The sequence below is a fragment of the Paenibacillus sp. JSM ZJ436 genome (assembly GCF_044383795.1).
Lineage (GTDB): Bacteria > Bacillota > Bacilli > Paenibacillales > Paenibacillaceae > Paenibacillus_AQ > Paenibacillus_AQ algicola.
The window spans coordinates 309,503-323,543 of the sequence record NZ_JBISEO010000005.1; the positions used below are offsets into that span (position 1 = coordinate 309,503).

A 14,041-nucleotide genomic window follows, 5' to 3' on the forward strand; every position below is an offset into this window, starting at 1 on the left:
TACCTACATCGTAGAGTTCGAGAGGGTTTACCGCATCTACCGAAAGTTATAGTTTCGACAAAAAAACACCTGCTTGCATGACCCTATGCATTCATTCTATGAGCTGAAGCTCTCTTGCTTTTTGAATGGCTTGCACACGCTTGTTCACCTGCAGCTTGCCATAGATTCGGTTCACATGAGATTTTACCGTGCCTTCCGTGATATGGAGAGAGGCCGCGACCTGCTTGTTGGATAAGCCCTCTGCAAGCAGCTGAACAATCTCCATCTCCCGGCGGGTCAACGGATCGACCAATACGGCTGGCTCAGACGTCTGTGCCTTCATAGCCTGCGGCTTCTGAACGTCACGTTCCACAAGCCCCAGCTGCTTCAGCTCTCCGTACACCATTCGCGAAAATATAAGCTCCAGCATATCCACCCGCTCATTGGTAAAAGCATCCGCCGTTAGATTGTTCTCCAGATACAGAATGCCTTCCTGATGATTAGCATCCCGAATCGCCATGCACAGCATGGAGCGCGGCTTCTGCTGCACAATGTAGTCATCCTTCGCAAATATGCTGCTGCCGGCATCGCCCACGACGACCGGTTCTTTTGTCTGCTGAACGAACTGAACCACACTGGATGCGTAGCAGTCCTGGATCTCGCTGCCACGCTCTCCTCCGTTCAGCTCCTGTCTCGCTTCAACCGTCATCCTCCCGGACTCGTATAACAAGACTACTCCCCGCTCGGCGCCGGTAGTATGCAGCGCCAGCTGCAGGAATTTCTCCGGCAGGCGCCGCTCGGAGTGATCAGGATGCGAAAGACCCGCCATCTGCCGCAGCAGCTCCAAATCGAGCTCCCTGCCGAGATTAGCACTATGAAGAGCTGCTGATGCCGGAGTGGGATTCAGGCTTGGCTGTAAGTCCGGGGCTTCGCCTTGCTCCGCTTCGCCGGATGCTTGAACCGTCAGCGCAGGGTGTGAAGCCTGCAGCAGCCTCACCTTTCCCGCTGCGCCCCAAGCCGCATAGGCCTCGCAAGCTTTTTGCAGATAGGCTGCTTCCAAGGTCAGATCCCCCATTCGCCGACAGAGGCCTGCAGCCAATTCCGCCGCAATTCCCCCATCCCGGGCCTCACCTGCCTGTTGGGCGTGTGTGATCGCCCGGTCGTAGAGCTTTAGTGCCTTCTCATTCTTTTGGCTTAGTCTGGCGTATTCCGCCTGCATGATCCGGAATTTGGCCAGTGTCCTGTTCGGCGAAACTTTCGTCCATGTTCTCATGCGTTTCATCAGATACCGCAGGGTAGTCCAATGCTCTTGCTGCTGCAGCCTGATCAAATCCGTATCCTCAGCCATGAGCGCGAGTGCGTGATAAAAGCAGTATTTCTGGTGGAGAGTCAGCATAATTTCTCTCTTATAATGACTGGCCTTCTCAGCTAGGACTGCCGCCTCTGCATACCGGGAATATATAAATGCAACCTCTAGCCTGCAGGTATAGTAATAGAACCAGTTCCCCTGCTCATCACTTCCCGCCTCTACTTCTGCCGCTGTATGAAGCGACTCATCAGGCATATGGGGGATACTGAATAACGGCTCTTGCCCATCATCGCCGTGCAGCAGCAGCTCCGTGTACCTTTGAGATATATATAGCACACGTAATGTTATTTCATCCAGCACTTGCCCGTAGTGTTCCTCATAGGTCTGCAAAAGGCGATTCAGGCGCTTTATATCCAGATCCGAAGCGATAACATGGCAGGAAATTGAATTACCTGCACTTACCAGATCCCCACATTCTATGCTCATTTGACCCGCTTGCTCGAAGAGTGAAGCGATTTGCTCCGGCTGGGCATACTGCTTTACTAGAGCTCGAATAAGCTGGATCTTGCCTTTAAGCAGAAGACTATCCGACTGCTCGGCATAGTGCCAGGCGATCTCGACGAGATGCAAAGCCTGTTTGTGATTCCCCAGGCCGAAAGCCAGCGTGATGGCATACGAGCCCAGGGCGATGGAGAACATATCCCCGAGACCCTGCTGCAGCGACCATCTTACGTATCTCGCGAACATCACGACGGCAAGCTCCGGGTTTACAACGTAAATAATGGTGCTGGACACCTTCACGATGTCTGACAAGGCTTGGTGGCTGGCATCGCCATGGTTAGGCAATATGCTAAGCTGCATGCGTTTGTGCGCGAGAGCCAGCTGGGTGCGGGCGACTTCAAAAAGAATAGAAGCTCGTGAGGTGGATAACGGAATTGAGAACCCGAATTCCTGCATCGCTTCAAGCGCAGCCGAAGCTGCCTTATCCATTTTTTGGTTAAATGCATACATCATAATCATAATCGTGTAAATACGCGCTCGAACGTCCACGGCCCGGGCATAATGAAGCAACAGACGCAAATCCTTTTCAGCCTGATCCATATGTCCGTAGAAATACAGACATTCACTGCGTTCAAGCACGAGTTGGAGATAAAGCGAATCAGGTTCAGCCCAGCCCCCGACTTCTACCAGCTGTGCCCCTGCCGTCAAGAGCTCCAGCGCTTGTCCGTAGGCAGCAGAAGCCTTGGCCGCTCTTCCGGCCCTAAGATTTAGCTGTGCCAACTGTTCCGCCTCTACAAGCTCGACAATATGTTTACGACCCAGGTTCATATGATGCACGACCTCAAACAGCCGCTCTTCATCCCCTTCGGCGTGAAGCGATTCCCACAGTGAGCGACCGATATCCAAATGAGCCTGCGCCTTCAGCTCTTCCGGATTCAGCTCGTAGGCCGCCATCTGCACCTGATCATGGAGAAATCTCATTCGGCCCGGCTCCGATATAAGCCATCCTTCGCTTACCGCGGGCGACAGAGCCTGGATCAGCTGCTCCAGACTGTCTTTTGTCACGAGCGCGAGCTTGTCCAGCTCGAACGATGCGCCCAGGCAACCCGCTACACGCAAAACCTTGCGAGTAGGTGCGGGAAGATCATGCACCCGGCTGCGGATCAGATCCGCTACCTGTCCATAGCCGGCCATTTCAGTCATCGCCTGAAGGTCCCATCTCCAGCGCATCTCATCCCGATGGAACCACAGCCACTGCTTCTCATGACAGGTCTCTACCATCTTGTGGATATACAGCGGGTTACCAGCCGTCTGCCGGTACAGTACATCCGCGCACGGCTGGAGTGCATCTCCTTCTTCCTGGAGCAAGTCGGAGAGGTAGTGCAAGACTTCGTGATAGTTGAGGCCATGAACGTTCATGACCGAGACCCCGGCTGCGTCTGTTTCCGAGGCCTTCAAGAGCAGTTCCCGGAGCTTGTGCCCCTGACTCACCTCGTGTTCCCGATACGTACCGATGATGACAACATGCTTTAGGGAGGAGTGCTGCCACAGCTCGGACAGCAGATGAAGAGTGCCGGAGTCCGCCCACTGCAGATCATCCAGCCCCAGCACCAGCGGGTGCTTCTCGTCCGCAAACGCCTGAATCACTTTGCCGAACAGACTTCGGAAACGGTTCGTCGCCTCCAAGGGAGACAAGGGCTCCAGGGGCTGCTGCTTTCCCAGCAGCCAGGATAGCTCGGGAATAACCTGGACCAGAACGCTTCCGCTTTTTCCTACGGCGTCCAAAAGTCTCTTTTTCCATGGCTTCCGCTGCTCTTCACCTGCAGCCATCCTCTGCCGGATCAGCTTCGTCACGGCCGCTATAAACGGAGCATAGGGCTTCGATTCCAGCAGCGGCTCACACTTGCCTGACGCGCTGTAGCCGCCCTGTTGCAATGCATCGTCTTGAAACGCTTTCAGGAGTGCGGATTTGCCGCTTCCTGTATGGCCGCCGATCAGCAGCAATTCCTTGGCGCCGCGAAGGGTGCGGCCGTATATCTCTTGCCACGCCTGCCATTGCGAATCCCGGCCATAGAGCTTGGAAGGCAGACGCAGCACACTCCGATCATCAAGAGCCCCCAGTGAAAAAGAAGCAATCGTTCCCTCTGCGATCCAGGCGTCAGCGCAGATCCGGAGATCATCCTGCAGCCCGCGCGCGCTCTGGTACCGCTCCTCCGGCGACTTGGCGAGCAGCTTCATCACGAGATCATTAAGCATCTTCGGGACCTGTGTCTGCCTGGACACCACCGGAACCGGCAGAATCGCCATATGAGCATGCGTCCATTCATGCATCGTGGATGCCTGAAATGGCGTCTCTCCGGTCAGCCATTCATAGAACAGAATCCCGAGCCCGTACAAGTCACTGCGATGGTCGGGCTTCCTGATCATGCGCCCTGTCTGCTCGGGAGACATATATGCATACATTCCCTCCAACATTTCCTGCGGTGACTCCATCCAGTACAGTGTCATCTCGCCGCCGTCATTTCGCAAGCCTATTGTATCGGGATCAATCCCGTGGGGAAGTGAAGAACACTGATGCCGTTCATGGATCAAATCCACCATTTGCAGCGCTATGGAAAAAAAGAGGGAAGGGTCCATGACGGTCGATTTTTGGTTTATGAACGCGCTCAGGGTCATATCACGAGTTTCATTCACAGTTGTGCAGACCTCCTGTTGCATTTCTTCTTCTACATGCTCCCTGCAGAAAATCCTTGGCGTACCCACGACCTTCGTCGTTTCTCCTATTATCTTGTGACCTTCGTGGTTTAGCAATCATTTGTTAGGGTTTAGCACTCATTTCCCCCCATAATTCCCGCACACCCGATTGCGCCCTGCTCGTTTCGCTTCATACAAGCACTCGTCCGCGCTGTCCACCATCTGGTTGGGATCGCCCACCGTTTCCGGGTAGGTGGCCACGCCGATGGAGATGGTGATGTTGATCCTTTCTTTGGACGAGACTGGAAAAGGGTGCAGCTCTACCGTCTGCCGAACCCGCTCTGCAATGTCCAAGGCTTGTGGATGAGGACAGTCCGGCAGAATGACCGAAAATTCCTCGCCGCCGTTTCGGGAGACAACATCGAAGGAGCGCGTGGTGCTCTTCAGGATTTTTCCCAGCTCGACCAAGATCTTATCGCCGATCGGGTGGCCGTATGTATCGTTCACATACTTGAAGTGATCAATATCAATGATGAACAACGATAGCCGCTCCTTTTTATCCATGGCCTGGTTCATCAGCTCGTTCCAGATGGTGTCGAATTGACGTACATTATTTAGACCTGTTAGAAAATCTGTTGTAGATTCCTTTTCATATTTCATGAGCAGGTATTGGGTTTTTAGAATATACTCCACAAAGAACACCGACGTAAGCCCGCCAATGATTGAAATCACCCAATAGGAAGGGATTAAACGCATTAGAATTTCCGTATCTTTTACTAAAAATGAAATAATCACACTAAATACGATATTGGAGAAGATGATCATCACCAGACTTTGATTGTAGGAACTTCGTTCTGGATGATTTTTTTTAAATAATCGGTTAATCAAAATAAATCCTGTTCCCAAAATGATCATTAAGATCATGGCTGCTATCGCAGAAGTGGTGATGCCGAATTCAAACCGCCCCGCAATGATCAGGATTACGCTAATGAACGTGGACGGGATGCCACCAAACAAGATAATAATCATCGGCGGAATGAAACGTAGGTCAACGATGGTTTCTGTCGTTACCTGTATGGAGAAATTCATCAGGACATATCCCAATACCCCTCCGGCCAACCCATCTATAATAACCGGGTAGACTCGGGAATCTCGCACGAATGGGGAGAACCCCCACCTGACTTGTAAATAGATAAAGATCAACGCAATAAGAACACAAAGATTGATAAACAGATCATTGATTAACGACAGCAACCCAACCCATCTCCCTCTACAAAACTCGAATGTTGTCAGTTTGTGTTACATATATCATATTTGTGCCCTAGCAGCAACCGTTGTTCTCGCTGGTGCGGGGGTAAAGGGACCCTAAGGCCCATTGGGCGGTGCTTATACGATCTGGGGAGTGGTTAATGATGCACAAGGCAACACTTGGTGAAGGTAAAAAGGAACAAACCCGCGTCTATTTACAGCTTATAATAGAAGAAAGGGGATGAGAAGCATGAACAGATACGGATATATGGCTGTGTTTGCCGGGGCACTGCTGCTCAGTGGCTGCAGTGAAGCGCGAAGCCCGCAAGGAGCGGCGCCTTCCCCGCAGCAAGAAAGTCCATCCGACCCGCCGGCGGAAAGCCCGGACGCAGTGCCGGATGAGGAAGTCGCCGCGGAGGAAGAGCGGGATCAGGAGTCCGATCAGCCATCGGATGAGAAACCGGATGAGGAAAACGCACCTGACGAGGGCATGCCCCCGACAGCCGAAGAGGCTGCTGTCACCGTACTGCGAGCCTTGAAGTCAGGCGATATGGAAGCCGTGGCGGCCTGGGCTCACCCGGAGAAGGGCGTGCGCTTCTCTCCGTATGCGTACGTCGATCTCGAGAACGACCAGACGCTGAGCCGGGAGGAGCTGACTGAGGCCATGTCCAGGGATACGGCCCGGGTGTGGGGGCATTTCGCGGGAAGCGGACATGTCATTGAGATGCCCTACGCGGAATACCACAAACAATTTGTGTATGATGCCCGCTTCCTGGAGGATGCGGAGGTCCATGTCAACCAGTTCATCGGCAAGGGGACGACCGTGAACAATCTGAACGAGGTGTACCCTGAAAAGACGCATGATTATGTAGAGTTCTATATTGATGGGGTCGATCCCCAATACGAGGGCCTCGACTGGCGCAGCCTTCGCCTTGTGTTCGAGAAGAACGATATGGACCGCTCCCTCGTCGGGATCGTGCATGATGAGTGGACACCGTAACCAGGTCATAGGAATCATTCCACCGCCGCCGTTTGACGGCAAGCCCAAGCGTACATACTATAGAGGTTTAGGCCAACTAACAACCGCTAAAGAATAAAGGAGATGAACCATGACTTATCCAAGAGCATTTTCACACATCGGTTTATCCGTGAGCGATGTAGAGCAAGCCGTCAACTTTTATCGTGACGTGATGGGCTGGTATGTCGTTATGCCACCGTCAGACATTGTGGAGGACAACGATACCGCGATCGGAATCATGTGCTCCGACGTATTCGGCAAGGGCTGGGGGTCATTCCGTATTGCACATATGGTGACCTCCGATGGGATTGGAATCGAGATATTCCAATTTCCGAATCACGAGAAGCCGGACAATAACTTTCAGTACTGGAAGTCGGGCGTATTCCATTTCTGTGTTCAGGATCCAGATATTGAAGAGCTGGTACAAAAGATCGTGGACCATGGCGGCAAGCAAAGAATGCCTATCCGAGAATATTATCCGAATGAGAAGCCGTACAGAATGTGTTATGTGGAGGATCCCTTCGGGATTATCTTCGAAGTCTACAGCCACAGCTATGAGGTGACCTACTCTTCAGGAGCCTATCAATAAATCCTAACGCCGTAAAAAAGGGGATGCTTCCCAAGTGCTTGCTGATCTCATCAGACTCGCACTTGGGAGAAGCATCCCCTTTATTTTCATGGGAGCGCACAGGAAGCTATTGAATTCTAGCCCCGACCATGCAGTTCATATCATGGCCGATGCTGCATAAGCTCCGTGTTACTTGATCTCCTTGTTACTTGAGTTCCTTGTTCATCAATTCCACGCCATCCCGGGTGCTTACCGGCATGATCTTGTCTTTTCCTTGATCGTTAATATACTGCATCACTTGCCCCAGAATTTGCGGAGTCGTCTCATATTCCCCTAAACGCTCTTCTGTAATACCGTGCAGCATAATAATGACCCAGGATTTCTCTTCAATCGCCCGATCGATCCAGCCCTGAATCGTGGAGAACTCTGTCGTATTCACAACAGCAAAGGATTTCAGCCAGTGCGGATCGTAGTTGTTTTCTGTATTCGTTTCTCTGCTAAAGACGCGTACACCATCAAAATAGTCCAACGCAATTTCTCTTATGTCATCATTATATGCGGAGTACGGAATGGCTATGGTTGAAACCTCACCAACTAAATCTTCTAATATAAATTTGCTGGTTTTGAACTCTTCACGAATTTCTGATTCAGTTTGGGTTGTTAAGAATGGATGAGTTTGTGTATGTGATGCAATCTCAATTCCCAAATCATGCGATACCCAAACATGGGAGCTATTCATAAATCCTTCTTCTCCGGAATAAATTTTGTTACCTATGATGTTAAAAGTTCCCGGGAAGTTATATTTTGAATGTAATGGTAATGCATTATTATACCAGTTTCGATAACCGTCATCATACGACAGCGTAACCAGGGCTTGGCCTTTGTACAGCTTCTCATTCAATGGATCAATTTTGCTCATGTCTTCGATCGGAACAGCGGCCGGTGGTGCAGGCTCCGGGGTTGCCGGCGCAGCTCCGCGTCTGGATACAAATACCATGCGGTCGGCACTGCTCCACTTCACCTCTGCACCGAGCGCTTCGCTGACGAAGCGGATCGGGACGAGGGTTCGACCGTTCATCACGACTGCTTTTTGCGCCAGCTTGACCCCTGCACCATTGATCGTGGCCGCAGCGGAGCCGATGGTCAGATGGACGACGGTGTCCTTATGAACGGCTTTAATATTTTTACCGGTTACACTCAAGCTTGCGCCAAGGGACTCAAATATCCCTCTCAAGGGAACCAGGACACTTCCATTAATCATCTCCGGCGGCTGGTCATAGGATTGCAGGGCACCGTTCACCTTCACTCGAATCGGGCTGTCTGCAGATGCAGGCATCGAAACGAATAAAAATGAAACCGACAGTAGTAACAGCAATAGCTTCTTCATGTACTTCCTCACTTTACCAAGTATTAGGTACTAATGTACCACTATATGGTAGTGTAGCACTATATGGAAGGATGAACAATAGTTTCAACATCGGTGCGGCTTGTTTCTCTTAATTACTGTGTGATGATGTCCAGGAAACGTTGGAGCCAGTAATAGTGCTAAAAGCGTCAGTTTCTATCCTAGCTCTTCACTGCTGAAATTAATAAGAACATGGGGCGGCGGAATTCTTCTTGCCAGGCAGGATTGTTATCCAGCATCTCTTGGCTCGGTTGAATCTCGGAAAGCCTTTTCAGTCTAAAACCGGAATCTATTAATGTATTGACTTGGGTGGCAACACTACGATGGTATTTGACTACATTCTTTTCCAAGAAACTGGACTGCCGTAATCCTTCCTTGTGGTAGTTATCGACAGGCCAATGAACTTTCTCACCATCCGGGCTGTAGCACCAGTCTTGGGCAGCTAACGCGGTAAAGATCGGGTGTTCCACCGAGAAAACGAAAGTCCCTCCAGGTGCAAGGCAGTGATACACTTTACGGCAGATCGTGTCGAAGCACTCCACATAATGAAGCGCTAAAGAACTGATGACTACGTCGAATTCCTCTTCCGCAAAATCAATGTCTTCAATGGCGAGATGCCGATACTCAATCTGAGGATCGACGGTCATTGCTTTAGCGCGCTCTAACATGTTCTCCGAGATCTCCACACCAATGACGGACCTGGCCTGACGTTCGCGCACATAGCGACAATGCCAGCCAAAGCCGCAGCCAAGATCAAGTACTCTTTGATCACGCAGTTCCGGAAGCAATCCGCGAAAGGTGCTCCATTCTCCAGCAGCATCTAACCCGCCAAGCGAGCGAGGCAGCTGACTATATTTTTCGAAAAATTCTGAATCATCATATTTATTCTGTTTCACAGTAACCGAAGCCTCCTATCTTCAAATAGCAATGACCATCTATTTATTTATCGGATTTTATTACATAATATTACCGTAGGTTAGGCTTGAAATAAAAACGGACTACAAGGTTACCAAAGGAGCACACGAGATGAACGTTTATTGTATGGGTGTTTTGAAAGAGATGGATTTGGCAATACACTCTATCGTCAAATTGATCGAATGCTCAGCGAAGAAGACCTGAACTTTAGGCCGACGGAAGGAAAATGGTCGATGGGTGAGTTACTCTCGCATATGTCGGTAATATGTAAAGCTGATTTCCTGATCGGTGCAGGAGCTTCAGAGGAGGAGATGGATCAATTCTACGAAGAAGCTGAGCCCGAAGTCAATCGGAAAGCCATCACTGAGGCCTTGCTTCACAATTATGCTTATCTAAAAGAAGGCATAGCCAAGTTAAGCGAAGAAGAGCTGCTTCAGGAAAGAACTTCGTACTTTGGAGTGGTTCATTCGCGCTACGAATGGCTGCTGGATACTCAGGCTCACCTGTTTCATCACCGGGGGCAGCTGCATTCCATGATCGTTCATAACCTTAAGCTCGAGCCAAACGTTCCGTTGTTCGAGTAAGTTTAACAAGAGGAGCTTCGCTTATAGCGGAGCTCCTCTTGTCCAATATTCGATGATTCTTGCCGGAATGTTCCAAGCTTGTGGCGCACACTAGAGCGAGAGCGATTAGAGCGCAGACAGCCGCTTGATCCATCCCTCCAGCTCGTCGACCAATCCCTTGGCTAGCTCAAAATCCATCTCTTTCAAGGCCGATTCGATTTGCATTTCGACAGACTTTTTCTTCTGCTCCGTCTCTAGGTAGTCTTTATTAAAATGACTCGCGTAAATCATCTGTCTGAATTTTCGCATACTCATTTTTCGGATAGTCTGATGCTCCACGATCAGCACATAGTCCATCCCGTTGACGACGGAATAGAAATCATGCGAGACCATCAGAATCGCACCTTTATAGTTAAGGATGGCCTTTTCGAGCGCGATCTGTGTGTAGATGTCCAGATGGCTTGTGGGTTCATCAAGCAGCAGCAGATTGGCTTGACTGGCCGCGACCTTGGCCAACTGGAGTATATTTTTTTCTCCGCCGGACAGCGATTCGATCTTTTGCTCAAGAATCTCTCCCTCGAAGCCGTAGCTCGCTAAATACGCTCTGACCTCGTCATACGTGTTGAATCCGGCGTCGATGAATTCATGCAGGATCGTGTTGGCATCTTCCAGTGTTTCGCCTTGAAGCTGAGATAAGTACGCCACTTTGGCATCCTCATGGACTTGAATCGACGGATGCTGGTTCCGGAAAATATCCCGCAGCAAAGTCGTCTTCCCGGTCCCGTTCGGACCGATGATCGCGACCTTATCCGTGGATTTGATCTCGAAGTGTACGTTATCCAGCAGCAACTCGTCAAAGGCCAAGCTATAGTGATCTACTTTTACGAGTACATCGTCTTCCATTTCATGCTCCAGCCCGAAGTGGATATCACGCTGCTTGATCTCGACGAATGGCGCTTTGATCCTGCGCGCTTCCAGCCTCTCCTGGAACCTCACTCTGGCCTTTAACGCCCGGCCTCGGGATGCTTCTGAATTGTAAGTCGCGATCGCTCTGAGGTTGTCAATGATGTGATCATATCGCTCGATCTCTTCGGCTTCAGCGGCGGCGATCTCCTGCAGCTCGATTTTGGTCTGAAGCAGCGAGAAATGGTATTCGATATAGCTTCCGTCGAACTCTTGAATTTCTGTATTCTCCAGGTGAATGATTTTGTTGAAGCAATGGTTTAAAAGATAGCGGTTATGCGTAACGACGAGCAGCATGCCTTTGTGGGAGTTGATTAATTTTTTGAGCGCATTCAAATTTTCGAAGTCCAAGAACACATCAGGCTCGTCCATAATCATCAGGTCCGGGTTCGTGAGCATCTCCTTCATGACCTGGATCAGCTTGAACTCTCCGCCGCTTAACGAGGTTACGCTAACGTCTTTGAGCTTCGCCAGATTGGCTAGATTCAGCTTCTTATGAATCCGGCTCTCCGCATCGTCCCCGCCCATGGATTCAAGCGCGTCCAGCGTGAGCTGGTATCTCTCCATCAGGGAATCCATATCATGAGTGGTCGCCATTTCAGCATAAATTGCGTTAAGCTGCTCCTGGAGCCTTGTAAATGCTTCACTCATATATTCAAAAACGGTCATGTCCGTTGCCGGGTCCACCTGCGAGAACTGACTAACGTACCCGATTCGACAGCTGGGATCGATCTCCAGCTTGCCGTCAAACACATGCTTGTCCGGGTCCATCAGAATTTCGATCAGGGTGCTTTTACCGCTGCCGCTGGTTCCGATAAAGGCGCAATGCTGCCCTTCCTCGAGCGTGAACGAAATGTCGGTATACAGTTCCTTTTGCGGGAACGAGAAGGATAAATGTTCAACTTTAATCATGGTCTTACCTTTCCTGGTAGCTGAAATGGAGTTGATTAGAAGTGCTGCAGCCTCTCCACTGTGGGGGTCTGCCGCACCTCAGATTAACACTGTTTGCTGCTAAATTCAATGCTTGGGACTGCGGGTTTGAGAAGGGTTATGCATGCTGATTCCATGTATGACTACATGGGTGCCGCTTATTTTTCCAAGACCTAGCGCAGACTATTCTGTGAGAGACGAATGAGGGGGATTGTGGTACGATAACATTCTATACGGAAAGAGGACGTGATAAAGCTGATAACGATTACGATTCCAACCCCAGAAGTAACGATCTACAAGCAAGAATATCCGGAGTTGAGCCATATTTACGGATTTACGGACTTCCACCTCATCACCAGGGAAAAAGGCGGCATCTTCATGTTCTATAACGACCAGGATGAGCTGCTCTTTGTCGGAAAGGCCCGGAAGCTGCGGCAGCGGATTAAGAAGCATTTTGAGGATACCGTCTCGCCCATCAAGAATCACCGAAATGAAGTCGTGAAGATCGAAGTGTATATCGTAGATGACCCCGTTGAGCGGGAGATTTATGAAACCTATGTGGCGAACAAGCTTGGTGCTAAGTACAATGAGGACAAATTAATCTGATGTATCCATATTGATGCGCAGGAGCAATGTGCTGGTCCTAAATAGGGCAGGCACGTTGCTTTTTTTTTGTATAGGGTGGCTTAAGGTTAGAGGGAAGTGGGCTCGATTTTTGATCCAAGATTATGCTAAGCATGTGGGCGGCTTCCTTCAGCTCAATCTCCGCAGTCAGGTTTGTTTCAATATAGTCTATTGCCCGATTCATCCGCTCCAGCCACTCCATCTCAACCCTTCCTTTCAAATATAAGTATAGACAGAATGGAGCAGAGCTTCGCAACAACTTGTGCCCAAAAAAGTTGCTTTTCTTTAGACGTTCTAAGTCGAAGTGAGGTCGTATTCGGGTCTGTCAATATGTTTGTGTAAACTCTAAATCAAGAGTACCCCCTGTTAAGAGAAGGTGGCTCTTTAAGGCAAGTGCTGGCCAATCCGTTCAGGATAAAACACGGATAGTTGAAGCAGGATCTGGCCCCAGTTTTGGACACGACCTGTCCACTTGCGGGTCACATCGACCGTCACCAGATAGAGCATTTTGAGAAGAGATTCATCCGTAGGGAAGATGCTTTTCCCTTTCGTCACTTTACGGAGTTGGCGGTGGTAGCTCTCAATCATATTGGTCGTATAAATAAGCTTGCGAAGCTCAGGCGGGTACTTAAAGAACGTGGCAAGTTCTTCCCAATTGTTGCGCCAGGAACGGACAATGAGTGGATATTTGGCGCCCCAAATCTCCTCAAACCGATCCAATTCGAGCAGAGCCATCTCCTCTGTTGTGGCCTTGTAGATGGGCTTTAAATCCGAGGTCACCTTCTTGAGATCTTTGTAGGATACATAACGGGTGGAGTTGCGGATCTGGTGGATGATACATTTTTGGATTTCCGTACTGGGATAGCATGCTGAAATTGCTTGTGAGAAGCCCGTAAGGTTATCTACACAAGTAATGAGAATGTCCTGAACGCCGCGATTTTTCAATTCATTGAGCACACTGAGCCAGAACTTTGCAGACTCATTCTCACCAATCCACATGCCAAGGACGTCTTTGTTTCCATCCAAATCAATGCCAATGACCATGTAAGCAGCCTTGTTGACAATAGCCCCATCCTGTTTCACCTTGAAATGAATAGCATCCAGAAATACCACAGCGTACACGCCCTGCAAAGGCCGATTCTGCCACTCTTTCACGAGAGGGATAATCTTGTTGGTCACGTTAGAGATGAAGGTCGGAGAGACATCGAGGCCGTACAGCTGCTGCAGATGGTCCTGAATCTCACGAGTGCTGATGCCTTTAGCATAGAGGGCGATAATTTGGTCCTCAATGCCTGTCACATTGGACTGATGTTTCTTGACCACT

Annotated in this window: 11 protein-coding genes; 4 read left to right on the forward strand and 7 right to left on the reverse strand. The window is 50.0% G+C overall.

All coding sequences use genetic code 11. The features are described 5' to 3' along the window. Positions 1-91: 91 nt before the first annotated feature. Positions 92-4,483, reverse strand: coding sequence for a helix-turn-helix transcriptional regulator (locus ACH6EH_RS09445; RefSeq protein WP_397332114.1), 4,392 nt, complete (start codon positions 4,481-4,483; stop codon positions 92-94). Positions 4,484-4,621: 138 nt separating this feature from the next. Beyond that, complete coding sequence (locus ACH6EH_RS09450; RefSeq protein ID WP_397332115.1) at positions 4,622-5,572, reverse strand: GGDEF domain-containing protein; 951 nt, start codon at positions 5,570-5,572, stop codon at positions 4,622-4,624. 409 nt (positions 5,573-5,981) lie between these two features. On the opposite strand from ACH6EH_RS09450, the gene ACH6EH_RS09455 reads away from it, so the two are divergent. Further along, positions 5,982-6,731 (forward strand): hypothetical protein, encoded by a 750-nt coding sequence (locus ACH6EH_RS09455; RefSeq protein WP_397332116.1) that lies wholly within the window; start codon positions 5,982-5,984, stop codon positions 6,729-6,731. Positions 6,732-6,840: 109 nt separating this feature from the next. Further along, positions 6,841-7,338, forward strand: coding sequence for a lactoylglutathione lyase family protein (locus tag ACH6EH_RS09460; protein ID WP_397332117.1), 498 nt, complete (start codon positions 6,841-6,843; stop codon positions 7,336-7,338). Positions 7,339-7,522: 184 nt separating this feature from the next. Here ACH6EH_RS09460 and ACH6EH_RS09465 read toward each other — a convergent pair whose 3' ends face one another. Then, positions 7,523-8,704 carry a stalk domain-containing protein gene (locus ACH6EH_RS09465; RefSeq protein ID WP_397332118.1) on the reverse strand — a complete coding sequence of 394 codons (1,182 nt, stop codon included), beginning with the start codon at positions 8,702-8,704 and terminating at the stop codon, positions 7,523-7,525. A 179-nt stretch (positions 8,705-8,883) separates the two neighbouring features. Next, on the reverse strand, positions 8,884-9,618 hold the full coding sequence (locus ACH6EH_RS09470; protein ID WP_397332119.1) for a class I SAM-dependent methyltransferase: 735 nt from the start codon (positions 9,616-9,618) through the stop codon (positions 8,884-8,886). A 201-nt stretch (positions 9,619-9,819) separates the two neighbouring features. On the opposite strand from ACH6EH_RS09470, the gene ACH6EH_RS09475 reads away from it, so the two are divergent. Further along, entirely contained in the window at positions 9,820-10,221 is a 402-nt protein-coding gene (locus tag ACH6EH_RS09475; protein WP_397332120.1) for a DinB family protein, read from the forward strand. 105 nt (positions 10,222-10,326) lie between these two features. Here the strand turns inward: ACH6EH_RS09475 and ACH6EH_RS09480 are convergent, their stop codons facing one another. Further along, positions 10,327-12,075, reverse strand: a complete 1,749-nt coding sequence (locus ACH6EH_RS09480) for an ABC-F family ATP-binding cassette domain-containing protein (protein WP_397332121.1) — start codon at positions 12,073-12,075, stop codon at positions 10,327-10,329. Positions 12,076-12,348: 273 nt separating this feature from the next. Here ACH6EH_RS09480 and ACH6EH_RS09485 point away from each other — a divergent pair, with 273 nt between their 5' ends. Further along, positions 12,349-12,699: a nucleotide excision repair endonuclease gene (locus tag ACH6EH_RS09485; protein ID WP_397332141.1), complete on the forward strand. Its 351-nt coding sequence runs from the start codon at positions 12,349-12,351 to the stop codon at positions 12,697-12,699. Between the two features lie 37 nt (positions 12,700-12,736). On the opposite strand, the gene ACH6EH_RS09490 is transcribed toward ACH6EH_RS09485, so the two are convergent. Both ACH6EH_RS09490 and ACH6EH_RS09495 read right to left on the reverse strand, forming a co-directional pair. After that, entirely contained in the window at positions 12,737-12,919 is a 183-nt protein-coding gene (locus ACH6EH_RS09490) for a hypothetical protein (protein ID WP_397332122.1), read from the reverse strand. A 182-nt stretch (positions 12,920-13,101) separates the two neighbouring features. Beyond that, positions 13,102-14,041 (reverse strand): IS256 family transposase (locus ACH6EH_RS09495; RefSeq protein ID WP_397332123.1); only part of this gene is annotated, 940 nt, incomplete at its 5' end.